This is a genomic window from Paenibacillus algorifonticola, assembly GCF_050481745.1.
Taxonomy (GTDB): domain Bacteria; phylum Bacillota; class Bacilli; order Paenibacillales; family Paenibacillaceae; genus Pristimantibacillus; species Pristimantibacillus algorifonticola_A.
The window spans coordinates 68,198-94,434 of record NZ_JBCNGR010000025.1; the positions used below are offsets into that span (position 1 = coordinate 68,198).

At 44.3% G+C, this 26,237-nt stretch carries 19 protein-coding genes; 16 read left to right on the forward strand and 3 right to left on the reverse strand.

Annotated elements, in window-relative coordinates; genetic code table 11:
• The first annotated feature begins 80 nt into the window (after positions 1 to 80).
• Both ABEW34_RS20825 and ABEW34_RS20830 read left to right on the forward strand, forming a co-directional pair.
• Complete coding sequence (locus ABEW34_RS20825) at positions 81 to 1,061, forward strand: cell wall hydrolase (RefSeq protein WP_430161260.1); 981 nt, start codon at positions 81 to 83, stop codon at positions 1,059 to 1,061.
• Positions 1,062 to 2,089: 1,028 nt separating this feature from the next.
• Positions 2,090 to 2,893, forward strand: a complete 804-nt coding sequence (locus ABEW34_RS20830) for a hypothetical protein (protein ID WP_430161261.1) — start codon at positions 2,090 to 2,092, stop codon at positions 2,891 to 2,893.
• 226 nt (positions 2,894 to 3,119) lie between these two features.
• On the opposite strand, the gene ABEW34_RS20835 is transcribed toward ABEW34_RS20830, so the two are convergent.
• Positions 3,120 to 4,271, reverse strand: a complete 1,152-nt coding sequence (locus ABEW34_RS20835; RefSeq protein ID WP_430161262.1) for an IS4 family transposase — start codon at positions 4,269 to 4,271, stop codon at positions 3,120 to 3,122.
• 128 nt (positions 4,272 to 4,399) lie between these two features.
• On the opposite strand from ABEW34_RS20835, the gene ABEW34_RS20840 reads away from it, so the two are divergent.
• A complete protein-coding gene (locus ABEW34_RS20840; RefSeq protein WP_430161263.1) occupies positions 4,400 to 5,602 on the forward strand; it encodes an RCC1 domain-containing protein in 1,203 nt (400 codons plus the stop codon).
• A gap of 980 nt (positions 5,603 to 6,582) precedes the next feature.
• The gene (locus ABEW34_RS20845) at positions 6,583 to 6,960 is read left to right on the forward strand and encodes a VOC family protein (RefSeq protein WP_430161264.1); all 378 of its coding nucleotides are present in this window, start codon (positions 6,583 to 6,585) and stop codon (positions 6,958 to 6,960) included.
• Positions 6,961 to 7,070: 110 nt separating this feature from the next.
• On the opposite strand, the gene ABEW34_RS20850 is transcribed toward ABEW34_RS20845, so the two are convergent.
• Complete coding sequence (locus ABEW34_RS20850) at positions 7,071 to 8,108, reverse strand: NAD(P)/FAD-dependent oxidoreductase (protein WP_430161265.1); 1,038 nt, start codon at positions 8,106 to 8,108, stop codon at positions 7,071 to 7,073.
• Positions 8,109 to 8,317: 209 nt separating this feature from the next.
• On the opposite strand from ABEW34_RS20850, the gene ABEW34_RS20855 reads away from it, so the two are divergent.
• From ABEW34_RS20855 to ABEW34_RS20870, 4 genes are all read left to right on the forward strand, one after another.
• Positions 8,318 to 8,806, forward strand: a complete 489-nt coding sequence (locus ABEW34_RS20855) for a SitI3 family protein (protein WP_430161266.1) — start codon at positions 8,318 to 8,320, stop codon at positions 8,804 to 8,806.
• 177 nt (positions 8,807 to 8,983) lie between these two features.
• Positions 8,984 to 11,743: a TerB N-terminal domain-containing protein gene (locus tag ABEW34_RS20860; protein WP_430161267.1), complete on the forward strand. Its 2,760-nt coding sequence runs from the start codon at positions 8,984 to 8,986 to the stop codon at positions 11,741 to 11,743.
• A 9-nt stretch (positions 11,744 to 11,752) separates the two neighbouring features.
• On the forward strand, positions 11,753 to 13,075 hold the full coding sequence (locus ABEW34_RS20865; RefSeq protein WP_430161268.1) for an ATP-binding protein: 1,323 nt from the start codon (positions 11,753 to 11,755) through the stop codon (positions 13,073 to 13,075).
• On the forward strand, positions 13,072 to 15,252 hold the full coding sequence (locus ABEW34_RS20870; protein ID WP_430161269.1) for a DEAD/DEAH box helicase: 2,181 nt from the start codon (positions 13,072 to 13,074) through the stop codon (positions 15,250 to 15,252). Before ABEW34_RS20865 ends, ABEW34_RS20870 begins: the two co-directional genes overlap by 4 nt.
• Before the next feature lie 129 nt (positions 15,253 to 15,381).
• Here the strand turns inward: ABEW34_RS20870 and ABEW34_RS20875 are convergent, their stop codons facing one another.
• Positions 15,382 to 16,893 carry a methyl-accepting chemotaxis protein gene (locus ABEW34_RS20875; protein ID WP_430161270.1) on the reverse strand — a complete coding sequence of 504 codons (1,512 nt, stop codon included), beginning with the start codon at positions 16,891 to 16,893 and terminating at the stop codon, positions 15,382 to 15,384.
• 280 nt (positions 16,894 to 17,173) lie between these two features.
• Between ABEW34_RS20875 and ABEW34_RS20880 the strand changes: the two genes are divergently transcribed.
• The 8 genes from ABEW34_RS20880 to ABEW34_RS20915 all read left to right on the forward strand — a co-directional run bounded on the left by ABEW34_RS20880 (position 17,174) and on the right by ABEW34_RS20915 (position 26,235).
• The gene (locus ABEW34_RS20880) at positions 17,174 to 18,937 is read left to right on the forward strand and encodes a sensor histidine kinase (protein WP_430161271.1); all 1,764 of its coding nucleotides are present in this window, start codon (positions 17,174 to 17,176) and stop codon (positions 18,935 to 18,937) included.
• Positions 18,930 to 20,537, forward strand: a complete 1,608-nt coding sequence (locus tag ABEW34_RS20885) for a helix-turn-helix domain-containing protein (RefSeq protein WP_430161272.1) — start codon at positions 18,930 to 18,932, stop codon at positions 20,535 to 20,537. Before ABEW34_RS20880 ends, ABEW34_RS20885 begins: the two co-directional genes overlap by 8 nt.
• Before the next feature lie 275 nt (positions 20,538 to 20,812).
• The gene (locus ABEW34_RS20890; RefSeq protein WP_056040979.1) at positions 20,813 to 21,727 is read left to right on the forward strand and encodes an ABC transporter permease; all 915 of its coding nucleotides are present in this window, start codon (positions 20,813 to 20,815) and stop codon (positions 21,725 to 21,727) included.
• A 32-nt stretch (positions 21,728 to 21,759) separates the two neighbouring features.
• The gene (locus tag ABEW34_RS20895; RefSeq protein WP_046232876.1) at positions 21,760 to 22,689 is read left to right on the forward strand and encodes a carbohydrate ABC transporter permease; all 930 of its coding nucleotides are present in this window, start codon (positions 21,760 to 21,762) and stop codon (positions 22,687 to 22,689) included.
• Positions 22,690 to 22,777: 88 nt separating this feature from the next.
• On the forward strand, positions 22,778 to 24,346 hold the full coding sequence (locus ABEW34_RS20900; RefSeq protein ID WP_430161273.1) for an ABC transporter substrate-binding protein: 1,569 nt from the start codon (positions 22,778 to 22,780) through the stop codon (positions 24,344 to 24,346).
• Between the two features lie 381 nt (positions 24,347 to 24,727).
• On the forward strand, positions 24,728 to 25,024 hold the full coding sequence (locus ABEW34_RS20905) for a LiaF transmembrane domain-containing protein (protein ID WP_430161274.1): 297 nt from the start codon (positions 24,728 to 24,730) through the stop codon (positions 25,022 to 25,024).
• Positions 25,025 to 25,057: 33 nt separating this feature from the next.
• On the forward strand, positions 25,058 to 25,732 hold the full coding sequence (locus ABEW34_RS20910; protein ID WP_046232873.1) for a PspA/IM30 family protein: 675 nt from the start codon (positions 25,058 to 25,060) through the stop codon (positions 25,730 to 25,732).
• 5 nt (positions 25,733 to 25,737) lie between these two features.
• Positions 25,738 to 26,235: a PspC domain-containing protein gene (locus ABEW34_RS20915; protein ID WP_063892659.1), complete on the forward strand. Its 498-nt coding sequence runs from the start codon at positions 25,738 to 25,740 to the stop codon at positions 26,233 to 26,235.
• Positions 26,236 to 26,237: the final 2 nt, after the last annotated feature.

The window sequence follows — 26,237 nt, forward strand, 5'->3', positions numbered from 1 at the left end:
GTGTTTTATGGTGAGGCACAGCAATGGTTTGCTGTTATCGCTTCAAGTGAAATACGACCACAATATTCTGGGAGGTACGTATGATTAAAGAAAGCAGGCCGGTTAAACGGCTAATATTCGCTATGGTTTTGGGAATGCTTCTGCTATGCATCGGGCCCTTGGCAAGCGCTTCGGCCGCGGATGACGCGAAGATTAAACTCGACGGCAAGCAAGTAGTGCTGAATGATTCTACGTTTATTCTGGATGGAAGATTGTATGTGCCTGTGGCCCGCATCGCTGAATTGTTCAGTGCCAAGTCGAGCTGGGATAGTGACAATGAGGAAGTAACGATACATACGGCATTGAATGATAAAATCGTACTCGGAAACGAAGTGCCCGTTGTCTATTTCAACGATGAGCGCTATGTGATGGATGCGGCTCCCGTTTTTAAGGAAGGCAGACTGTATGCGTCCCTGCGCCAATTGGCCGAAATGCTGCATGCCGATTTGCAAGTGAATGCACAGTCAGGCGATATTGAGCTTGCTGCTGTGAAGCCAGCAGTAGTAACAGACAAATACGGTATAGACGAGATTAGCAAGGAAACGAGCAGCAGCAAGTCGGTGCTGCTTAAGCGTAATGGACTGGATAGCAAGACCAAGCTTAAAGCAGGCACGAAGCTGAAGGTGGTCATTCCTTCAATTTTCGATTACGCAGCTGACCCGTTCACAGAAGCAGATTTGACGCTGCTTGCCAAGATTACAATGGTTGAATCAGGCTATGAGTCGTATCAAGGGCAGCTTGCCTTGGCGAATGTTATTTTGAATAGAGTGAAGGACTCCCGTTTTCCGAATACGATTCGTGAAGTAATTTATTCCGGCAGACAGTTCCCGCCAGCACACAATGGCCTCCTTGATAAAAGCAAGCCCAATGAAGGCTCCCTCCGCGCAGCCAAGGAAGCGCTGAACGGCAAGAACAATGTGCAAAATGCCATCTACTTCTTTAACCCCAATGTATCCCAAGGCGCGTTCTGGGATAGCCTGGATGTCATTACGACGATCGGCAATCATAGCTTCGCAAAATAGGAACGACACATATAGAGAAGTCCGTTATGGCGTAGTGAGCCGTAATGGACTTTTTTTGCTGTTAGCAGGAAACTCTGCAATAGTATTCAATTTTTTGAGAGCGAGCAAGTTATAAAACATTGGGTAAATGGAATGCTGAAAGGCAACGGTACATCACGATGAAGTTTGCAGAAAGCTGTTCTCCTGAACAGATTGAAGGCAGGATGAAACGGGGCGAGCTCCATCTTTGTGTATGCCATAAAACGACCTACCGATGGCTATATCAAGGACGACTCTAAAGGGTATAGAGTTTTTCTAAGGCATAAGGGGAAACGTCGTCAAACATTAGCGCGGACGCTTTACGATCGGGTTATCTATACACCAGCGCTCCAAAGAAATACGTAAGCGAGAAGCCTTCGGGAATTGGGAAAAGGATATAGTTGTTTCTAGTCATGGAAAAATCAAGGCTTGCGTAGCCACTTTTGCTGTGCGTAAAACAAGATGCTACCACGCGATTAAAATGAAGGATCGTACAGTCTCTTTCATGGAGATGGCTTATAAAAAGGCTGTGCGTTTAATTTCTCCATCTGTATTCGTAACGGCTCTCCCGTCGATCACGGTAAAGAGTTTACTAGTCACGAACGCCAAACAGCTCTGTATGGCATAAAGTTATATTTTCCCTATCCTTATTCATCATGGAAACGTCATCGGAAGTGTCTCGGATGAAAAACCGCACATGAAGCTTCTAAGATTAAGGTGTCGTATTTGGCTTGACAATCTGTCAAGTAAACATGCAATACCTAGCGATAGAAAAATTGTAAAATAGATAAATATATATTTGAAATAAAATAAATCCTATTAACAATTTAGCTCAATGAGTCGATATGTATAATAGGCTAAGGGTGTTGACCAATTATTACAATGTGAAAATTTAAAATATCCCTTTTTTTGTTTTGAAAATTATCTAGACATTAAAATGAAATTTAAAAAGGCAACTTGGATGAGATATTAATGAATAATTTCTTGTAACAGAATGGGGGAGATCGGAAATGTTTATTGTAAGTAGAATTGCATTGAATATTATGTACTTTCTTTTATTCTTATGGTTAGTTATTCACTTTATTTCTTATAAAATACCTTTAATTGTTTATAACATTGTCGTTTTGTTTTATTGGTCGATTTTTCCCTTTGTATCCTTGTTATTTTTCTTTTGTTTTTTCTTCTGGATTTACAAATGGTTATCGGTAAAACGAATTATGTCTTTTATATTTTTGATTCCTATTATTATAATTATGATTATACCTATATTAAATGAAAAAGTTCGGCTCTATACTTCTATTCCAAATGAAAAAAGTATAGAAAGTTATTTTGTGAATTCTTCTAAATACTCTTTAGCTCTTGATACATCGGTTAATTATAATAACAAAGAAAAGATACTAGATTTGTATATAAAAATAGAACCGGAAATATTTAAACAAATTGTTTCTAATAGTTCAAAACAATTAAAAATCGAAAAAGAGAAAGAGAGCAGTTATTTCATTAATAAGCTATATTTGAATTTTATCACGCTACCTAGTGAATTGGTCTCAGAAACTAGAGTGCCTAAACTAATAACGGTCTATGGTTACTGGGGAGATTCATTAATTATGCAGGCTAGTTTTCGACAAGAAAAAAATAAATATCAAATAGTCGAACCTTACCCAAATATTGATTTTATAGGTAATAAGGGTGAATGGTATTTGGAGTACGAATTAAACAATGTGCTGAACCAAATCTTTATCCAAGAAGGCGAGGGGGATTTTCGCTACAATTTTAAAACCTTAATACTTAAAGAGGGAAAATACGGTAATTGAGAAAATAAATGGGTTTTAATGTGGTTATTTAAATTGATATAATTTTTAATTTTAACGAAACTCACTAGCGTTGCATAAATCCTCAGTCATTTCGAAGAGTGAATATTCAGAAAACGTATTTTGTGGTTGAAATGAAAAAGGTCAGATGGCCTTTAAAGGTAGCCTTTCCATTTGGTTTATTTATGTAATTATGTTGACAATTAGTCGAAATAATTGCCTACACCCATTAAGCTCCGGTCCGTTTTTGTTGTCGTCCTTTTGACGTCCGACTGGGCTTTTTCTTGAGCTGTCTGATCCACTGGCCACACGGCTGCCATAGGAGGTTCGTTAACCAGCGCGTGAGCTGCAACAAGCTGTGTTTGACCTTCGTTTCCAGCTTCACCAGCGTAAGCAAGCAAAAGGCAATCAGGGCGATCCAGACCTGGTTCGTTACGGCCTGTTCGCTCGTGTCATAAAGATGCTTGATCTGCAAATGCTGCTTTATCCACTTGAAGAACGTCTCGATCGCCCAACGATTGCGGTACATCTCACTGATTTCATCACAGCTCAGGTCGAAGCGGTTGGTTACTAGAAAGAGCAGATTGCCCTCCGAATCTTGTGTTTGTACCATCCGCAGAGCATGCTTCATTTTCTTCTGCTGCGAGCCGATTCGGACGCGCCAATCAGCCGAAACCTGGCTGCCTTCGGGGACATGGCGTTCCTCCAGCGGCTCGATATGCGTATTGTTTTTCAGACGTGTCACGAAAAAGATGCCGTCTAAACAGTAGCGGTCAAAGGCGGAATAGTCGATGTACCCGCGATCAAAGACATACGTGACGCCCGGCTCATGGACGAGTTCGTTCATCTGGGTTCGGTCATTTTTCTTAGCCACCGTCACCGTTGCCTTCTCCGGGACCCCTTCCTGCTCGCCGAGAAAGCAGAGTCGCATATGGATTTTGATGCCCGCTTTCGTTTTGCGGAACTCGGCCCACTTGAATTTCTGCAGACACAACGTCACGGTAGTCGAGTCGATGATTTTGATCTTGTGACGGTGAGCCACTGTGCCTTGACGGGAAAGCACCTGCCCCGCCAGCCGCTCGAATACGTGTCGCAATAGCTCGGGATCGACTTGCTTGTGCTTGCGGCTGAGCTGCGAAGCCGAGATCGAAGTCAGGCCGAGCTCACGCTGTAAGTCCTCGCCCAGCACATCGTCGGCGATGTGACGCAGACCTTCACGGTTTTGCAACTGCGCAAGCAGAAATAACTTAAGATAGGCGGTGGTGGTCAGCTTTTTCGTGTATTTATCCTGCTGGCATTCCGCTACGGCAGTTGTGAACATTTTCGTACAGATTGGCGCAAGCCATTTACCAAATGAAGATAATCGCGTATGATTGTCCATGCTGATATCCTTTTCAATGGATTTATGGACAGGTCTACCTCTCCGATCTATTGTAAAGGATTTTTTCATGCGCAAAAACGAATTTCACAGAAAATTTTGAAGATTCAGCGAACATTAATGCAACGCTAGTGACTTCAGATAATAAGTACACTGTTGAGAATTTATCAGTTAGTACAAGTTATAATTTTGCAATTAGAGCAAAAGACGCTGCTGGGAACTATTCTGAATTAAGTGAAAAAATAGCTGTAGATACTAAAAATTTAATGCTTTCTGCTGGTGGTAACCAAAGTTTTGTTTTGAAAGAAACAGACGATGGGACAATTTGGAGGTGGGGGGCTAATAGTTCTGGGCAGTTAGGTGATGGAACTATTGAGCCTGTTTTAACAGCTGCATTTTTGCAAAATTTTAATGAAATTATCGAGATGTCTTCAGGTCAACACCATACGTTGGCTTTAAAACGTGATGGAAGAGTATGGACTTGGGGGGCCAACACTAATGGTCAATTGGGAGATGGGACAAATCAGGGAAAATTAGCTCCATCCTTATTACCCCAACTAGATGGAATCGTAGCAGTTTCAGCAGGTGGGTATCACTCTTTAGCATTAAAAGGTGACGGAACTGTTTGGTCCTGGGGTTATAACGCTCATGGACAATTGGGAAATGGAACGACTACAAATCAATTAACTCCAGTGGGAGTTTCAGGTCTAAATGGTGTTATTGATGTAGCTGCTGGCGAGATAGGCAGTGCTGCATTGAAGAGTGATGGAACGGTTTGGAGTTGGGGATATAATGGAAGCAACCAACTAGGAGACGGAACAACGATTACCCGAAGTACGCCAGGGCAAGTAGTAAGCTTAACCAAGGTAACAGCATTGGCAGTAGGAACAGTTCACAGCTTAGCGCAAAAAGAAGATGGAAGTATCTGGTCGTGGGGAGCGAACGAAAACGGTCAGTTGGGCGATGGAAGTGTGACAAACCGAACGACACCGGTGCAGGTGAAAGAGAATGCAGCGCCAGAGGTGCGTTTAACCAGTCCAATAGGGACGCAAGCTATTCCTACTGAATTTAATATCAATTCCCCAAGTATTGGTTGGTATCAAACCGATGCACCTTTAACGAAATTTTCTGCTTTTCAGGTGCGTGTTCTCGATGAATCAGGCGAAATACTTGTTGATTCAGGAACCATTAATCAAAATAACACAATGAATTCTAGTAACTGGACTGTTAATGTAGCTTTACCAACTTTTCGTAAATTACAAGTATCTGTAAGAGTTAAAGATAGTATCTTGTGGTCAGACTGGTCTACAAAAGGTTGGATGATTATAAAGTAATAAATTAGAGTTACAGATGGGCCGTTCAATTGCTGACCTTATAATGTGAAAATCATGGCAGATAATGATACGGTTAGCGATGTAGTAAATTAAAGGGGCGATGATTTTATTGTAAAGAAAATCTCACTTTCATTGTAAATCAAATGTTGAATAACCAGAACTATTCGCCTATTAATTAAGGCAAAACTAGAGAGTCGCTGAGAAGCGGCTCTCTTTATATTTAGTGCCCATATAATGAAAAATCCTTATTTTCTACTTGAAATTACCCCTACAATAGTAATCGAATAATCCAAAACGTTTGAAAGAAAGAACCAGTTCTAATTTAATAAACTATGCTTATGGATACTCCATGATATTTTAAGATAAGCTTGCTAACAGATAGGTAAGCATAACAGTAATTCAGAAGGAGGCTTCGCGTTACGATGCAAACGAGCATTTTAGTGTAATGGGGGAGATGGATACTTGGTATGAGACAATCCGATCTCTGGTCGCTTCTGCGGCAAGATTGTATTCTGTATTTGATGCTAATTCTTTTTGTGTTTGGTGGTGCTGGAACATTTCCAACAGTTTTTACAAAGTGAATATTATTTCATTTGCCCAAAATACGTTAATGATCGGTTTCTACTTTTTATTATTCGTATTCCTGACGTAGATCGTATACGCCCTACTGCTGAGTGAGGTGGAAAGCGCCTTTTTCAAAAGGAACGTATAAATGCTAACGTATAAGCCGCATATTCTCTAAGTCATAATCGTATTGGGAATTGCAACGAATATTCTTTAACCCAATTCAAAGCAGTGGGAGACCATTCCTGCCCTCCATCCCGGATTGGTGTAAAAGGTAAAATACGTGTTGTACCAATTTTACGCAAATAGACTTCGTTTATAGAGACAAAAAGAACTAGATTTCCATTGGAAATAACTATAAAATGGAAGTGTAACTTGAAACTCAGTTTCATCAAGTGAAACAGGAGGCGGAATATATGGCTTATCATTTTTATGGTATTGATCATGTTCAGCTTGCAGCCCCAGAAGGCTGCGAAACAGAGGCAAGGAGCTTTTTTAATGGCATATTGGGGTGGACGGAAATTCCAAAGCCGGAAGCTTTACAAAAACGCGGCGGAGTCTGGTTTGAATGCGGCACCCATCAAGTACACATTGGGGTACAGCGGGATTTTGTTCCGGCAACGAAAGCTCATCCTGCCTTTCACATACAGAGTCTGGATGAATTGCGCGAGCATTTGCTTCAGCATCATATCCAGGTAATCTACGATGAGGCCAGGGCAGATGAAGGGGTCAAACGCTTCTATTTAAACGATCCATTTGGTAACCGCCTTGAGTTTCTAGAGTGGCTCTCCTAATCATTTAATAAGCCGAAGGCAGACGTCTATACGCAAAAGCCCCTATCCGGGGATGAACCTGGACAGGGGCATAGCTCGCAATAAGCATTCCGTTTATGGAAGAGACAGCCTTATGATTTAAGAGAGGCGATATGCAGCTGTTTATTGCGTTCCTTGAAGCGTACATTATGGGAGGAAACGTAGGCGTAATGATCCGCTTCCGGCTCCATGTACAGCTTGGCGCTGTTCAGGGCAAGCACGGCATCGGTAAACGTTCCGGCAATCAGCCTAACCTTGCTGTCATAATGGACGCAGTCGCCAGCCGCGAAAATGCCCGGTACATTCGTCGCCAGACGGTTGCTGACGTTGATTGCCCATTCGCCCAGCTCAATGCCCCATTCTGCAATTGGACCATAGTCGCTCGTATAGCCATGGTTGACGACTACCGCATCAACATCAAGCACCTCGGATTCGCCCGTCTCGGCATGGGTAATGGTAACGCTGTGAATCGTCTCCCCTTGCCCGTTCAGCTGGCTGACGAAATAAGGCGTGCGTACATCAGCGGTTGCCATCATATCCGCGACATGCTTCTCCATCGCTTTGAATTGGTCGCGGCGGTGAATGACGATAACCTCTGCCCCAATGCCCGTAAGCTCATTCGCCCAATCGACTGCGGAATTGCCGCCGCCGGAGATCAGCACTCTTTTTCCACGGAAGGAGATCAGCTCTTGAATGGTGTAATGCAGATTCGTCACCTCGTAGCGGTCAGCGCCCTGAATATCAAGCTTCTGAATTTGCGTAATGCCGCGGCCTACGGTCACAATGACTGTACGTGACAGATGCTGCTCGCCAGTAGTCGAGGTAAGCAGGAAGTTGCCATCCTCTTGCTTTACGACGCCAACGATTTTCTGATTGAACACGAGAGTAGGGTCAAACGTGCGCGCCTGCTGCTCCAGCCAGGCAATCAGCTTGTCACAGCGCATCGGTGGAATGCCGCCGACGTCCCAAATCATTTTCTCCGGGTACGTGTGCAGAAAGCCGCCAAGCTCATTTTGAGCTTCAATCAGCTTGGTTTTCAAATCGCGCATTCCGCTATAGAAAGCAGTGTACATGCCCGCAGGGCCTCCACCAATAATCGTTACATCAAATAATTCCAAGGATTCAGACATTTGAACTAGCCTCCAATTATAATGAAAATCATTATCAACTCGCTATTTTCTATAGTAAAGGAGAATAAGGGGGGCGTCAACAATTGGCATATGTCAAAAAAGAAAATTTTTCCGATTAGCGCTCCGGTCAGTATCCGGTCAGAATCCGTTCAGAGCTATTTGCTATGATGCATGTAGGATGCTGATATCAATAAAGCGGAGGGGAATTTATGGCACTGCAATATTCCTTAATGTTTGAGGAGCGGTCGTTGACACAGTCGATGGTGACAAAGGTTTTTAAGCAACTGGGCTTTGTGGCCGAGCAGCTGGTTCCGCTAGCGGGTGGTTTTCGGGTGGATGAGTTTAATGAAAGAATCGGGTTTTCGATGACGGTTATCGATACGCTCGATATGTCATTTGGATGGGATTCCGACTATTTAGAAGACGAATTTATGTACCAGCAGCATGTGAGCTTTAAGCTGTACAATTCGTACGATACAGAGCCGGAGGCTTGCGAATTGATGCTCCAAATGGTGTTCAGCCTACTTGATATGGCTGGCTCGGATGCCCTCCTGACATTCAGTGATTCAGAAATTTTTTATCGGAAAAATAACGCTCTTTATGTCAATAATGATTTCGGCTTCTGGGAGCATGACAGCGTGAAAGCTTTAATCGGCACGATGGCGTACCAGCCTTTTAGAGCTGTGGTGCATATATAAAAGAAAGCTTATAAATATGATGTCCGCTGAGGAATATATTCCTTGGCGTTTTTGTTATTTGAGAATCATTTATAAGAGTGATTAATTCGGGATATTTTGCTAAAATATGACTATAGCAAATAGTTCTCTGGAAGGATAAATTCTAAGTTACTTTAAATCAAATTTGAGGGATGCTGAATGTCACTTTTATCGCTATTTTTCAATAAAGATATGTATGAGCTAAGGTTGGAGTTTAATCCAAATCAAATTCTAATATTAAAAGCCAGCTGTAATGACCAACCAGTTAGCATCCGGAAAGCGATAGACGAACTGCCCCGAAATGACTTGCCGGAGTATGTCAAAACTTCAACTAGCAGTCTGTTATTCTTGGCGTTGGAAGACTGGCTATCAATACGAAATGGACTGCAAGAGCTGAGTGGTCGCAGTAATCCTCGCAAAATAAAGTTTTATTTTGACAAAAAGTTAAGAGACTTAAATGTGACTGAAATAATTTATGATCGTCCTGAGCTTGTTCTAGAAGGTTATCCTGTAAACAGGGATGGAATTGGAGAAGTTTATGGTGTGCCTGTTGTGCAATTTGAAGAAACATTGATTTCCGCATTAGAATTATCTCAGTTATTGGAGTCAGATGAAATAGTTTTACGATTAGAAAATGGCTGGGTTGCTGCAAAGCAGATTAAAACACTTGGTATTGCTCCCAAGGGAAGAATGATAGATGGAACTTTGATAGATCCACTCTATAAACTGACTCCAGAAGAAATAATTATGCAGCACACAACGCAATTACAGGGTTCCAGAAAGAGACTGATTATTAAAGAACTAGCCACGCATAAAAGCAAGGAGGTTTCAGTACTAGAACACCTATTGTTTTTAACGAAATGGGGGCTAAGCGGAGGTGTTTTTGGAGGAGCTATTCGCTTCATGCACGAAATCATTGCTTTTTTGGAGCAAATGACCGAAAGTGCACCGTTATGTCGGATAATGGTAATTGGGAAAAGTAATCTGTTGGAGTCTATTAAACTTCATTGGCATAATTATCGAGCTGTATGGTTGAATGGGAGCCAAGAGGATCCCACTTTACCAGAGAAATGGTCAGGCATTATTTTTCTGACGCCAAAAGTTCTAGCACAATATCAGGATATGCAGGCAATAGCTATTGATTTATTAATCATGCTGGAGCCGGATGACATGACCAAATCGAATTCTACTTTGGTTTTTCGCCATTTAGATGAATTAAGAACGAGAATAAGAATATCTATTTTCTCTGATAAAGGGTATATGACACAAAGTGAAACTAGAGCAGCACAGCTGGCATTAATTCATGTTGATAATTCTGTTATTCAAAACTATACCTTTCTTCAACCGGAATCAGAAGATAGAGATATCGTTGACTTAAAAACAGAGTATGAAGGATTTGCAGAAATAGAATGGACAGGGAAGGAAGATGAGATTCCCATTCCTAAACAGGTTCCTGTTCAAGTATTTGCGAGCGAGCAGGTACCACAAGTTATTCATAGTACAGACTCACATCAGTCTTCCCCTACGAAGTTTGTAAAGCAAGCGAAGAAGCTAGAAAAATTCAAAGAAAAGTCAGCCGAATTTGTTCCTTTTATGACATATTATCCTACTTATGAAAGTCTGACTACTGGACAGCGGAAATGGTATTTTTACTGGAGGGAGGAAGTTCGTCAGCAACGTTATCCGAATACTGATGCTTCCTATATTTTTCTATACGTTTATGAGTTAATAAATGGTATTGGCTGGGAAGAGGCGTTTCAAGGATATAATCAGTTAATAAACGTAATGTATGCCTATGAGAAGGAATTTCCTAAGATTTCTTATTATTTAATAGATTGGATCGCAGATTTTGTAACTATTCATAAACTGGAGCAGCAACTGGAGTCCGAACTGTATGCCGTAGCTCCATTTGTATCAGGCAAATGGCTGGATAGAGAACTTTTCAGACTATTTAAAGAAGAACCTCTTATTCTCCCGTTTGAGTTTATTAGTAGTTTATCAAATTATAATGTAAAACAGAGTAGCTTTTATAATTCGGGTGAGGATATGCTCATCCAAGATTATATGCCTAAAATCATAACGTTAGTTGATGCTTTTTATAAGAAAAAATATAAAACTACATTGTTTGATAAATATAATTCGGGTGAGCCCGTAGAGCAGGAAAAGCCTGTTTTTCAAGGCGCTATTTATGATAGTTCTACTTTTGGATCGAGTATCGTCGTAAGTATGCCTTATATTAGCAGTCATGAGCCGCTACGAGAGTTTATAACTCAGCTAATGAGAGAAACTGAAAACGTATTGCGGCAGCAGAAGGGCTATAAGAATAAATTGCGCAACATTGAATTGCCTATAGATGTCATAAAACTTATCCAAAGTTATTTGGAGCGGGAGCTTGGGGGAAAAGCTGTTAAGTTGCAAGACGAGATTATTGTGAAAATTGATGCAGAAAAGCTTGCTCAACTCATACAAGATTCTGAATTAGTACGCCAAATGCTAACGACAGAGGAAGCAGAGCAGGTGCAAGGTTTCGCACTTGCAAACATGCAGACAGCGGCAACTAAGACGGATGAAAAAGAGAACAGAATAGAGCTTGTTGAAGCAATTGCACAGGATGGAGAACTTGAGGAAGAGAACGAGGAATCCCGCAAAGTTGAAGTTAACATTTCAGCGGAAATGGGCGAAGACGAGCAATTATTAGCTGAACGACTGGAGGCTATACATTTGGAGGTGCTTGATGCTTTGATTCGAGGTGATAGCATGCTGGAGGTACAGCGTATTGCAGAAAAGGCTGGTACAATGGTCGAACTGCTACTGGATGAAATTAATGATGCAGCAATGGATACGATAGGTGATTTAATTATTTGTGATGATGAGATTGTAGCTGAATATTTACCGATCATAAAACAATTGAAGAGGTGAGTAACCAATATGAGCATGATTAAAATTCCGAAGCGTATGACGACAGCATTAATTAACTCTCTTACAGCAGGGGTTGTACCACGTATTGGTCTTGAGCATATTGCAGTAGGAAGAAAATATGAAATCGAAGCGCTGCTACGTGATATGGAGAATATAGCTGAAGGAGGAGCGGCCTTTAAACTGATTACCGGAAGATATGGAAGCGGGAAAAGCTTTCTATTGCAAGTAATTCGCAACTTTTCAATGGATCGCGATTTCATTGTAGCAGATGCTGATTTATCTCCTGAAAAAAGGCTCGTTGGTACGAAAGGTCAGGGCCTAGCCACTTATCGGGAGCTTATGTCTCACCTTTCCACTAAAACGAGGCCAGATGGAGGCGCATTGGAAGTCATTTTGCAAAAATGGATAAATGGTATCCAACAAACGGTCATGAAGGATATGGGACTCAGACCTGGCGACCCCGCATTGAATTTAGAAGTCGAGCAACGAATCTTTCTTGTAGCTAGCGGAATGGAGACAATGGTCAATGGTTTTGATTTTGCTGCTGTACTTACAATTTATTGGAATAGTTACAAAGCAGGAAATGATGAACAAAAACAAGCAGCTCTCCGATGGTTTCGAGGAGAATTCCCCACTCGTACTGAGGCTAGAAGAGCTCTCAACGTTGGTGTCATAGTTGATGATGATAATTGGTATGATTATATGAAGTTATGGTCCGAATTTGTATCACAAATTGGATATAAAGGGTTGTTGTTGTTTATAGATGAGGGTGTTAATTTATATAAAATTTCAAACAGCGTATCTCGGCAAAGCAATTATGAAAAGCTGTTGATGATATTTAATGATACGATGCAGGGAAAGGCTAAGCATCTGGGTATTTTTATTGGGGGAACGCCTCAATTTGTAGAAGATGAACGGCGCGGGCTTTTTAGCTATGAAGCTTTACGCTCTCGTCTGATAGAAGGACGCTTTGGCAAAGAAGGCAGCATGATGAATTATGCGGGACCAACCATTCGCTTGGAAATGCTATCTTATGAAGAGATTTTGCATCTGCTTCAAAAATTAAAATCCATTCATGCTATGCACTATCAGTATGAAGAGCATCTTTCGGATGTGGAGATTATTCAGTTTATGGAACAGGCTGCAAGTAAATTAGGTGCCGATTCGCTACTGACGACTCGTGAAGTTGTAAGGGATTTTATGGATTTGCTGCACACGTTGGCGCAAAATCCAGATATGAATTTTGGGGAATTGATTCGAAATCGGTCGGTCAAATCTGCCAGTCACGATCCTGACGATGTTCAAGACTTTTTGGCGGAATTTGAATTATGAGCAGCAATCCTTTTTACAGACTTGCCCCCTTCATCCAAGAATTTATTTATAAAAAGAAATGGGATGTGCTGCGCGAAGCACAAGCTGATGCCTGCCATATTATTTTAGATACAAATAAGCATCTGTTAATAGCCTCTGGTACAGCTTCTGGAAAAACAGAAGCTGCTTTTTTTCCTACAATTACAATGCTAGATCATAATCCATCGGGAACGGTTGGCATACTTTATATTAGCCCATTAAAGGCCTTGATTAACGATCAGTTTCATCGATTGGAAGAACTGTTACAGGAAGCTTCTATACCTGTATGGGCTTGGCATGGAGATGCTTCTCAGTCAGCTAAACAACGGTTACTTAAAAAGCCATCTGGCATTTTACAAATTACACCGGAATCGCTAGAAGCCATGTTAATGAATCGGCCAGAATTAATTTTACCGTTATTTGGAGATTTACGGTTTATTATTATTGACGAGATTCATGCTTTTATGGGAACAGACCGTGGTATTCAATTACAGTGTCAATTAGTCAGATTAGCCCGATTGAGTAAAACTGAACCTAGACGTATCGGTTTATCTGCAACTTTAAGGGACTATGATTATGCTGCTAATTGGCTTGCTTTAGGAACTGCCGCTTCCGTTCAAATAGTAGCTCCGCAGACAGGGCGTAAGTTAAGACTTGCAGTAGACCATTTTATGTTCCCTAGTGTAGAAATTGAGGAGGATGAAGAGAGCTTTTTGAAGGCACAAGAAGCTTATTACAAGGAGATTTATAATGCTACTTATCGCCATAAAGCGTTAATATTTGCAAATAGTCGTCAAGATACGGAACACACGATTATGGAAATGCGCCGTCTGGCTCAAGAGCGACAGGAGGCTGATATATTCTACGTTCATCACGGAAATATTTCTACGCAGCTTCGTGAAGAAGCGGAGGCAGCGTTACGTGAAGTCCAAGGTCCAGTTGTAGCTGCGGCTACACTAACTCTAGAACTTGGCATCGATCTCGGTGAACTGGAACGTGTTGTTCAACTGGGGGCTCCGTATTCATGTTCGAGCTTTGTACAGCGCTTAGGAAGATCTGGACGTAAAAAGGATGCCTCATCAGAAATGATTTTCTTTTGTTCGGAAAAAGAATATGAAGGGGCATTGCTTCCTGAACAATTGCCTTGGGAAATGCTTAGAGCAATAGCGATTATAGAACTCTATATCAGGGAAAAATGGGTAGAATCTTTTAAGACCCGTGGTATGCCGCTAGGTCTGTTGTACCATCAGAGTATGAGTTTATTAAAAGGTATGGGTGAAGCAAAACCTGCTGTACTCGCAAGTGCTGTACTATCACTTCCAGCTTTCAAAGATATCCAACCTGATGCTTATCGGCTGTTTTTGCGTCATCTGATTAAAACGGATCATTTGGAGATAACTGAGACAGGGACATTGATTATAGGTCTTACTGGAGAGAAAATTGTGAATCATTTTCGTTTTTATTCGGTATTTGAAGGCAATGAAGAATTTTTTGTTTTTAATGGTTCACAGCAGATTGGTTCGCTTGATCATGCCCCACCTGTCGAAAATTGCTTTACATTAGCAGGTAAAATATGGGAAGTAACAGGAGTGGACGATAAACGCAAACATATCTATGTCGTTCAAGCAAAAGGTAGAAAAAATACGATTTGGAATGGTACTCAGGGTCACGTGGACACTCATGTGATGAAGAAAATACGAGAAATCTTAACAGGTAGTGAGGCGTATGTATACCTTAAGCCAAATGCAGCGAAAAGACTGGAACAGGCTCGACATTTTGCTGCAAATAATGGTTTGCTGGAGGATTTAGTGGTAGCAGCAGGAGGAGAACAATTTTATATAATTCCATGGGTGGGAAGCCAAGCTTTCGATACATTGATAAGAGTATTGAGATTTGAGCTTTATAGTGATATAGAACCTCGTTCCATTAAGGAAAGAAGCCCTTATTTTTTGCGAATCACTTCAAAGATAGATGCAGCTGAACTGAAGCAGAAAATATTAAGCACAATCCGGAAACCGTTAATTCATGAAGCTTTAATGGCTGAGGATGAAGCTCCAAGGTTAGGGAAGTACGAAGAGTTTATTCCTCCAAAATTGCTGCGAAAAGCATTTTTGACGGATGGTATTCATTTGGAGGAATTAATTCATGCTTTACAGTGACCTTAAAGTATATATTAAAACTGATAGATCAAGGATATTACTGTATGAGAATTTAGTTAAGAAGAAAGACGATTGCCCCTTCTAAAAAAGGAGAGGCGATCGTCTTTTTCTTCGTTAAGGACTCAGCACCTACAACGTCCTAGCAATATCAACCAGCGACTGCGACATGTCGTTAATTTCATCCATCGAGGCGTTGACCTGCTCAGTCAGGGCAGCCTGCGTCTGTGTTAAGCTAGCCATATTATGAATGTGCTGGAGAATTTCCTCGATATAATCCTTCATCGTGTTCAAGCTGTTTTCGATATTGACCGTTGCATCGGCGCTGTGAACGGCCAGCTTGCGCACTTCATTGGCGACGACGGAGAAGCCTTGGCCGAGCTCGCCGGCACGCGCTGCCTCAATCGCAGCATTAAGGCCCAATAGATTCGTCTGATTGGCGATTTCTTTAATAAAATTAGAAATGTTTTTCGTCTCATCGGCACTATTTTTAGCATGATTGGCAGCTTCGGTCGATTGCTCTTGGGCAACGGCGAGCTCCTGCGCCTGGGTCGTTACATTGTTAATGCCTTTGACCATATCCATAATCGATTGCGAAAGCTGCTCGGTTTTCTCATTCAACAGCTTGACGACATCATCTTTATTTTTCTCATATGTAATATCCCGAATCGTGCCGGCAACGCGAAGCGGAACGCCTTTGGAGTCCCGGATCGTTTCGCCGCCTGCATGAAACCAGCGATATTCGCCATTTTTCAGCTTTAAGCGGTAGTCCAGATCATACGGCGTTTTACCGCTGTAATCGTTCATATGATCCGCAAACCCTTTCACCGTCCGTTCGGCATCGTCAGGATGCAGCCTGCTGCTCCAACTGCTGAATACGTTAGGGAAATCACTCTCGTCTTGAAAGCCGAGCGTTTTGCGGAATTGGGGCGACCACCAAAATTCATTATTTGGATTGACCACGTCGCCAGCTACAACCGTCATATCCCATGGGGCTTCAACTAGGGCGCGGTTAATCAGATCGTAGCGCGTAACGAGAGCCGCTGTTTCCTGATCCTTCATTTTCTTGTCATGGATATCGAATAAAGCGCCAGCTACGCGGAGCGGAACACCCTTCGAGTCTCTTACCGTCGTGCCCGTTGCACGGAACCAGCGATATTGACCATTTTTCAGCAGCAAGCGGTATTCCAAATCGTAAGGAACTGTCCCGGTTCGATCGTTCAAATGGTCGGCAAAGGCAGCGAGTACCCAGTCATGATCATCTTTGTGCAGCTTGGATGACCAGCTGTCCAGTATATTCGGAAAATCAGCCTCATTCTGATAGCCTAGCATTTTGCGCAATGCATCGCTCCAAATAAACGTGTTTTTCGGATTAACCGGATCTCCGGCAATGACCTGCATATCCCATAGTCCAACTTGGATAGCCTCCGTTACAAGCTGTAAACGAAGCTCCGCATCTGCGGCCTGCTGGGTCACCATCTGAAGGGCGGCATTAAAATGCTCTACAATGGCTTTCGTTGCGTCTGAATGGATAGCAGGCAGGGCAAATGGAGAAAAATCATGCTGTGAAAATAGCTCGGAGCGTTTTTTGGCTTCTTCTAGCAAGGCTGTCATGGGCTTGGATTGAGCATCCTTGAGAAACATAAGGTGTCCCCCTTTTCATTTGCGAAACTTTTTTTATAAAGTCCCAGGTTAACTCAACGATAACACTTAAAAAGCTATATTTCTACAGCGTTCGACAAACTTTCATGGGATTAAATTGCGACATTTTTCCTGAACGGCAAAAACGTATGATAACCGTCCGCTTGACAGCACTTCGAAGGAAGAATGACCGCTGCTAAACTCATAGATTATGATTCAAAGAAAAGCCTTTCAATGGTAATATAGGAGTAATTAGTAGATTAATTTGGGAGGATTTCAGCCTATGAGGTTTGGGCAATCGATTAAAACGAAGCTGATCATCGGCTTTATGGGCGTAATGCTCCCCATTGTCGTATACATGCTCATCAATAATATGTATGCGAAAACAATTGTTCGGGAGAAGGTTTCGGAGACGTATCGCAATACGCTCGATATTTTTGGCGGGCAGATGGATCATAACTTGGAAGAGATCAATGAATATTTGTACCAGATGTCGGTGCTGGATTCCGATGTTGGCCTCCTCACCTCGTTTCCGATGGACAGCGATTGGTATATGCTCACCAAGGTGCAGATCGATTCAAAGCTGAACCGGGATGTTGGCGTGTACAGCCTGCTGGACAGCATTTTTGTCTATCACGAGCATGACATCATATTTGGCACAGACAATGCGGTGTATGAGGATGCGCGGCAAATCATTAAGCAAAATATGGTGCAGATGACGAAGGGAGGACAAGCGCTGCTCAATGATCCCGAAACGTGGGAGGTCAAATACGACGAACGTATTCCCGGGCATTATTTTCTCATTAACTTTATTGAGGTCAGAGATGGGCTTTACGTTGGCGGCATCATTCGGGTGATGGATTTGGAGCGGCTGCTGGCGATTCAATGGAGCGATGGCGACATCGGCAACAACGGCATTTATTTGCTTGAAGGCGATCAGTCCGCCCAGGCACTGACGGAGCAAGCGCCGCGGCTTCTGAATGGGCAGCTGGCTCCTGGGGCGGAGTCGCCGGGTTCAGTCGTCGATCCAGATACGAATGAGTCGTATTTGGTGTTGAACCGCAACAGCAGCTTGGCGAATATCTCCTATAGGGTGCTGGTTCCAGAGCAGACGCTGCTGAAAAGCCTCATTTTTTTCCAAAATGCAGCCTTGCTTGCGCCGTTTGGTTTTCTGCTGCTGCTGGGCATTTATTTGCTGTTTATGCGCAATATGCTGTTTAAGCCGCTGCGCGAGCTCATGCTCGGAATGAAAAAAATCGCCATCGGCCAGCTCGATGTCCGCCTTGCGGCGAAGCAGTCAGGGCAATCGCTGGAGTTCGCTTTTCTCGGCAACACCTTCAACAAAATGGCCGAGCAAATTACGACGCTCAAAATCGACGTTTACGAGGAGCAGCTGCGCGTCAAGCAGGGGGAGCTGCGACAGCTTCAAGCGCAAATCAACCCGCATTTTTATATGAACAGCCTGAACATTGTTTATAATTTAGCGGCTCTTGGCGATACGGAATCGGTGAAAAAAATGTCCCTGCATCTCGCCGATTATTTCCGCTTTATTATGCGTTCGAACCGCGACATGATTTTGCTCAGCGAGGAGCTGGAGCATATCGACAATTACATTACGATTCAGAAAATGCGCTTCCCGGACAAGCTGCAATTTACATATAACGTGCCGGAATTTGTGAGAAACTACAAGGTCGCGGCGCTGACGGTGCAGCCTTTTGTGGAAAATGCCATTATTCACGGGTTCAAAAACCGCCGCAAGCCATTCCTCATTCATATTGGGGTGGAGACGCAAAGGGATGGCGGCTTTGATTTGACGATTTCCGATAACGGAACGGGCTTTTCGGACCCGGTGCTGGACAAGCTGCAGCGCAAAATTCCACTAATCGAAGGGGAGACGAGCAGGCTCGGCATTATGAATGTCATCCATCGGCTGCAATTAATTTATGGGGAACGGGCAGCTATTACGTTCAAAAATATAGAAGAAGGCGGCGCTGCCGTTACCATTCGATTCCCGGTGGGGGAAGAGGAGCTAATTGCGAATGTATAATTTGCTAGTTGTAGATGATGAGGATATTGCCGTTCGCGGCATTGTGCAGGGCATTAATTGGTCGGATGTGCCGATAGGCCAGCTGTTTACCGCCTGCGATGCGGAGGAAGCGAAGGAAGTGCTGCTGCAGGAGAAGGTGCATATTGTGCTGTCGGATATTGATATGCCTGATTTGAACGGCATTCAGCTATTGGAGTGGGTCAATGAGCATTCTCCGTCCTCCGTCACCGTGTTTTTGACAGGCCATGCCGATTTCAAATACGCGCAGCAAGCGGTGCAGCTCGATTGCTTCGATTATTTGCTGAAGCCGGTCGATCATGAGGTGCTGAAGACCTGCATTCATAACGCGATTGAGAAGGTTGTGGAGCTGGAGGAGCTTGAAGAAATCCGCAGCACCTACAGCCATTATTATGAGCAGTGGAACAAGCAGCGGCCTGCGCTTATTGAGCGTTTTTGGCAGGATATGCTGCATTACCGGGTTTCCGCTGCCCCCGTGCACTTGGATTCTTCGATGGAAACGTACGGCATACCGCTGCGCGCGGATAGCGAAATCCGAGCGGTGCTGATCAGTATTGAGCATTGGCGGGAGGAATGGTCGGCGCGCGATGAGGAAATTATGACCTATGGGGTGAAAAATGCAGCGGCTGAGCTTGTTCTAGGCGGCAAGCCCGGACATATTGTGCATGACGGAAACGGTATTTTGTACGCTCTCTTCTATAGTAATGAGGAAGACGAGCGGGCGATTGCCGCTCGCTGCAACCATTTCATTCAGCAGGCACGGGGCTTACTGCATTGCCAGCTGTCTTGCTATATCGGCGCCGTGACGGTGGCACAGCAGCTTCGCGGCAGCGTACAGCGGCTGCTTGATCTGGAGCGCAGCAATGTGAATGCGGCCTGTGCCGTTATACACGAAAGCAGCCAGAGCGGCCAGGCGGCGAGTGCAGCGATAGCTTCGCAGCCGCTGCCCTTCACCGATTGGGCGATGCTGCTTGCGCCGGGCAAGCGGGCGGAGCTGCTGCTGCGGATTGATGAGCATTTTGATCATTTACAGCAAAGCAACGGCGATTATACGCAGCTGGCTTCGTTTTATTTCGGCTTTATGAATATGGTATTCCAGTGGCTAAGCAAGCAGGGGGTCGCCATAACCGACGTATTCGCAAAGCGCGAATGGGAGGCGGGCGAGCAAGTGATGAAGTCGCTGCCGCGCATGCGCAGCTGGACGCATCAAGTATGCATGCAGCTAACGGACTATGCCGGAACGGCGGGCAAGGACGTATCGCAGGTCGTAGCCAAGGTGCAGCGTTATATGGAGGAGCACTTGGATGAGCAGTTCAGCCGCGAGCATGCGGCGGAAGCCGTTTACTTGAATCCGGCGTATTTGTCCCGGTTGTTTCGACGGGAAACGGGGCATTCACTGACAGATTATCTCGTCAGAATGCGCATCGCCCGCGCCCGGGAAGAGCTGGAGAAGACGAATACGAAAATCAGCGATATTGCGGTCATGATCGGCTATTCGAACTTTTCCCATTTTTCCAAGCTGTTTAAGAAAGAGACGGGTCTAACCCCGCAGGAATACCGCAAAAAGGTTCAGCATATTTAGAAGCGTGGTGATAAAAGGCTCCACTGCATGAAAAGCTTGGCTTACGATCGCCATTACCCTTGAATTTCTATGAATGAGCCATAGTTTGATGAAATTCAAGGGTAAAAACGAACGCTGCCGCTTCTCCAGCTCAACCTTTTCATTCCGCTTCGCTTTTTCACCACGCTTCTAAAATAAGTCATTATAGCGTTAATACAGTCACGGAGCCGATAGATGAGAGGCTCCGTTTTTCATTACAATTTAAACATAGAGAGGGATGGAGAAAGGATGAAAATATGACGCTCGCTACTAACATGAGAAGATATTGGATCTTCTACGTCATGATGGCTCCCGGAGTATTGTTTTTGATTTTCAACAACTATATTCCGATGCTAGGAACCGTCATCGCATTCAAAAACGTCAATTATACCGATGGGATCATTAATAGTCCTTGGGTCTGGTTCGACAATTTCAAGTATTTGTTTAAAACATCAGACGCCTGGATTATTACGAGAAACACGCTGCTTTACAACATTTCGTTCATTATTCTGAATATGATTGTGCCGGTCGCATTTGCGATTATGCTCAATGAGATGAAAAACAAACTGATGGCAAAGTTTCATCAAGCGGTCATTTTCCTCGCTTATTTTTTATCGATGGTCGTAGTCAGTTATTTGGTCTACGGATTCCTGCATGATACGCATGGCTTCGTCAATACCTCCATTATGAAATGGCTCGGACTAGAGCCGCTGCAGTGGTATTTCGAGACGAAAATATGGCCGTTCCTGCTGCCGATTATTAATACGTGGAAAAATGTCGGCTACTACACCGTGCTTTATTTGGCGGCTATTATCGGCATCGACGACGAATATTACGAAGCGGCAACGATAGACGGCGCCAGCAAATGGCAGCAAATCAAAAGTGTGACGATTCCTCTGCTTATGCCAACGATTATCGTACTGACGCTGCTGCAAATTGGCCGGGTATTTTATGCGGATTTCGGTTTGTTCTTCCAAGTGCCGCGCGAGTCGGGTCCTTTGTTCCCGGTAACGAACGTCATTGACACGTACGTTTACCGCACCTTTATTGCAATGGGCGATATTGGCTTATCGTCAGCAGCCGGGCTGTACCAATCGTTGGTCGGCTTCATACTCGTATTCCTGTCGAACTGGTTCGTTCGAAGGGTCGACAAGGACAGCGCATTGTTCTAGAGCATGGATAAAAATAGGAGGAAACAAACCTTATGCAAACTGAAATGAGCAAATCGGGCTCAAACCCGTTCAACGCGATTTCGCCTACAGCAAACACGATTATCAACATTGGATTCATGCTGTATACGATCGCTTGTCTGCTGCCTATTCTATTGATCGTTATGGTATCGCTATCGAATGAGCAGGATGTGCTGACGAAAGGCTACAGCTTTATTCCGAATCAAATCGATTTTACCGCCTATAAGTTTCTGTTTACCGATTGGCAGCAAATTTTGCGCTCTTACGGCGTTACGATCTTCGTAACGATTGCCGGTACCATTCTCAGCCTCATTATTATGGCGCTGTATGCGTATCCGATTTCGCGGACGGACTTTCCGCATCGCAAGTTTTTCACCTTCTTCATTTTCTTCACCATGCTGTTCAACGGCGGGCTGGTACCTTGGTATCTCGTTTACGTGAATATGCTGAATCTGAGGGATAACATTTGGGCACTTGTGCTGCCGCTGCTCGTCTCTGCGTTTTTCGTGCTCGTCATTCGCACGTTTTTCCAGTCGACGATTCCAGTAGCGATTCTCGAAGCGGCCAAAATCGACGGAGCGAGCGAGATGCTGATTTTCTTCCGTATCGTCACGCCGCTTTCATTGCCTGTGCTGGCAACCGTTGCGCTTTTCAGCACCGTCAACTACTGGAACGATTGGTTCTTAAGCCTCGTCTTCATAACCGATGATAAGACGCTGAGCATCCAATATCTCATGTACAAAATGCTGCTCAACATCCAGTTTCTGGCGAGCAACAGCAACGCGGCATCGGCTATTGCCGCGGCGGGGGGCCAGGTTTCGTTCCCGAATGAAACGGTGCGTATGGCTATGGCGATTATGGGTATTGGACCGATCGTATTCGCTTATCCGTTCTTCCAGAAGTATTTTGTAAAGGGTTTGACCGTCGGCGCTGTAAAAGGCTGACGGCAGGCTCTGCCTGCTAAAGGCTGTAACCGGACGAGTGCCGGTGCAAGCATAGATTTATCATTTTTTTGGGGAGGTCAAAGAGGATATGATTAGAACAAATAAGGGAGTGCTTGGCGTTACCACCACGATGCTCACTTTTGCTTTATTGCTGAATGCTTGTTCCGGCAACAGTGGTGCGACGAATGGAAATGCTTCACCAAGCAATGCAGGGGAAGCAGCGGCAAGCCCGGCAGCATCCGAGGCGGCAACACCGGCAGACAATGGAGCTGCGGCTTTGGAGCCGTATACGATTAAACTCGTGTACACAGGAGCACCACAAGCAGATGAAGCGAAAGTAGAAGCGAAGCTGAATGAATATTTGAAGGATAAAATCAATGCTTCCATTGATTTAATGCCCATCGATTGGGGTCCGTGGGATGATAAAATCAATCTCATGATCGCTTCGCGTCAAAAGGTTGATATTATTTTCACCGCACAATGGAATAAGCATGCCGTTAACGTTGCAAAAGGCGCATTCCTCGATTTGGGCGATCTGCTCAAGGAAAATGGCCAAGACATTTTGAAAACGCTTGATCCTGTATTTTTGGAAGGCGCGAAAATCAACGGTAAAAACTACGGTGTTCCAACGAATAAAGAGCTTGCGGCGCAAGGTGGCATCATTTACCGCAAAGACATTGCCGATGAGCTAGGCATCGATATGACTGCTGTAAAAACGATCGCTGATCTTGACAACGTATACAAAGTTGTAAAAGAGAAGCATCCGGAATTGACTCCGCTTTATTTGAAAGACGGCGAGACGTTCAACTCGCATTATTTCGGCAATTATGACGCGCTGGGCGATACGTCGATCCCGGGCATTATTTTGAAAGATGAAGATGGTACGACGGTAAAAGCGAACTATGATGTAGCGCGTTATGTAGATACGCTCAAGCTGACTCGCGACTTTTTCAAAAAAGGCTACATTAACAGCGACGCAGCAACGAACCAAACGATGAACTACGATGCCATGAAAGCAGGCAATGTATTCTCGATGACTTCGTCACTGAAGCCAGGCAAAGATAAAGAGCTTGAGAACCAGACGGGAATGACTGGCAAGCTTGCTCAGTTGGAGCTGAACACGAAGACGATTGCGACTTCGGAAACAGCGGGCTCGATGCTAGGTATTTCTTCCACTTCGGAAGATCCTGCTCGCGCTATGATGTTCATCAATCTGCTTCACTCGGACAAATATGTCAACAATCTGCTTAACTTCGGTATCGAGAATGACCACTATACGAAGGTTAGCGATGAAGTAATCAAGTCCACTGATAATACGAAAAACTACAACCCAGGCGCAGCTTGGATGTTCGGCAGCCAGTTCCTGAACTATGTATGGGAAACAGAGGACCCGAACAAGTGGGAAAAATTCAAAGAGTTTAACCAAAATGCCAAAGTTTCTCCTGGCCTGGGCTTCGTCTTCGACGGAGAGTCTCTGAAAGCGGAAATCGGCGCAGTTGTCAACGTCGACAAACAGTATTTGACGGCACTCGAAACAGGCTCGGTCGATGTGGATAAAGTACTGCCGGAATATACAGCGAAGCTGAAATCCGCAGGCATCGAGAAAATCATTGCTGAAAAGCAAAGCCAGTTTGACAAGTTTTTAGCTAGCAAATAAAGATGAAACGGCCGAAAGTCGTCCTCTGGCGGCGCGGCGCGTTTCAGTCCGAGAAATATAGTGAAAGGATAGCGTTACGAATATCCTTTCCTGTATTATAAAAAAATACCGGTAGACAACGTAATTCAAGCGAGCGGGCAGCCTCCTCAGGTAGAGGGGGCTGCCCGCTTGTTTTCACATAAAAAATCGCACTAAGACTGCGGTACGGCATGCCTCCCCGACCAAGGTCTAGTGCAAAAACAGCCGCAGGTCCATTTTAGAAACATGCAAAACAACCTACAATAAGTACATAAGCAACACAGCAACAAACGAAGCAAGCGAAACAAACGATTGGGTTTGCGGCATTTCACAATTCATAACACGGAAGGCGGTGACAAACAAATGGCAAATCAAAAACTACTTGGTGTTATCCTGGCGATAGTAGGAAGCTTCATCGTTCTGAAATTTCTCGGCGTACATCTTGGTGGATTAATCGGCTTCCTGTTCCCTTTCATACTGATCGGCCTAGGCGTTCTTGGCTGGAGCAACAATAAGAAATGGATCGGCGGCATTCTCATAACGATCGGTGCACTCGGTGTTTTCTCAAAATTTTCAGGCTTGATCCTGCTGGTCTTGGCCGTTGGGCTCGTCGTTTACGGCGTTTCGCTTCTGAGAAAAAGCAGCTATCGCGGTTACTAATCAAATATAGATGGAGATTAAGGAGGGAAGCCAATGAGCATTATGCGTAGAGTTCGCGACATCACGGTCGCCACACTAAATGAACGATTGGAAAAAGCAGAGGACCCCGTTAAGCTGATTGACCAGTTTCTCTGGTCAACAAGGGAAGATATTTTGCAGGCGGAACGCTTGTATGAGCAATATACAGGGCACACCAACCATTTGAAGATCCAATGGCTGCAAGCTGAGCAGCAGAAGGAAAAGCGTGAGCAGCAAGCGATGACTGCCTTGAAGGCAGGCGAGGAGCAGCTGGCAAGGCTGGCGCTTCACGAGAAGGCAAGCAGCGAGGAGCGCGCAGCGCAATACCGCGATTTGTACGAGCAAAGCAGGTTGAATACGCTCGGCCTTGAAGAACAGCTTCGTGAAATGCGCAGTGAATACCAATCGGTTTATGATAGACGTGAATATTATGCAGCAAGAATGGAATCGCTAAGGTTGCAGCAGCGAATGAATGCACGGTTTAGCGGAATTGGCGAGCAAGGCGCACAGCCGGGCAGCATGTTCAGAAGGCTTGAAGACAGCATCAGCAATATGGAGCTGGAAGCGAAGAGCCTGCATGATTTGCGCCGGATGGGCAGAGAGTTCGCTACTGAAGCAGGCCATTCGATTCAATCGGCAATCGAGCAAGAGTTGGAGCAGCTCAAAAGGAAGCTGCAGAAGGAGGGCTGATTGATTTGAAGAAACTATACCGTTCGTCACGAGACAGCAAACTATTCGGCTTATGCGGCGGGATTGCCGAAGCCTACAATATAGATGCAACACTGCTCAGAATTTTACTCATCGTAGTGACCATATTCTCGAGCGGAATCGTTATTTTTATCTACTTACTGGCTGGTCTGGTCGTTCCGAAAGAGCCGCCTTATTACAACAATGGCGGGTTCGGAAATGGATTCGGCAACGGTTACGGCAATGGCGGCCAAGGATCGCAAGGCAATGGCTACGGTTATGGCAGCGGCGGTGCTGGCGGAAACCAAAACTTCGGTTCGCAATTCCAAGGCTCGTTCACGAAAGGGCCACAGCAGCAATGGAACGGTCAAACTGGGCAGACGCCACCAAACCCATCCTCGTCGCAATTTGACAGCATGTTTGAGGACTTGGAGAAAAAGGCACTTCGTAAAGAAATTGATGAGTTACGCGCAAAATTAGCCAAACACGAGAAGGGAGAGTTATAATT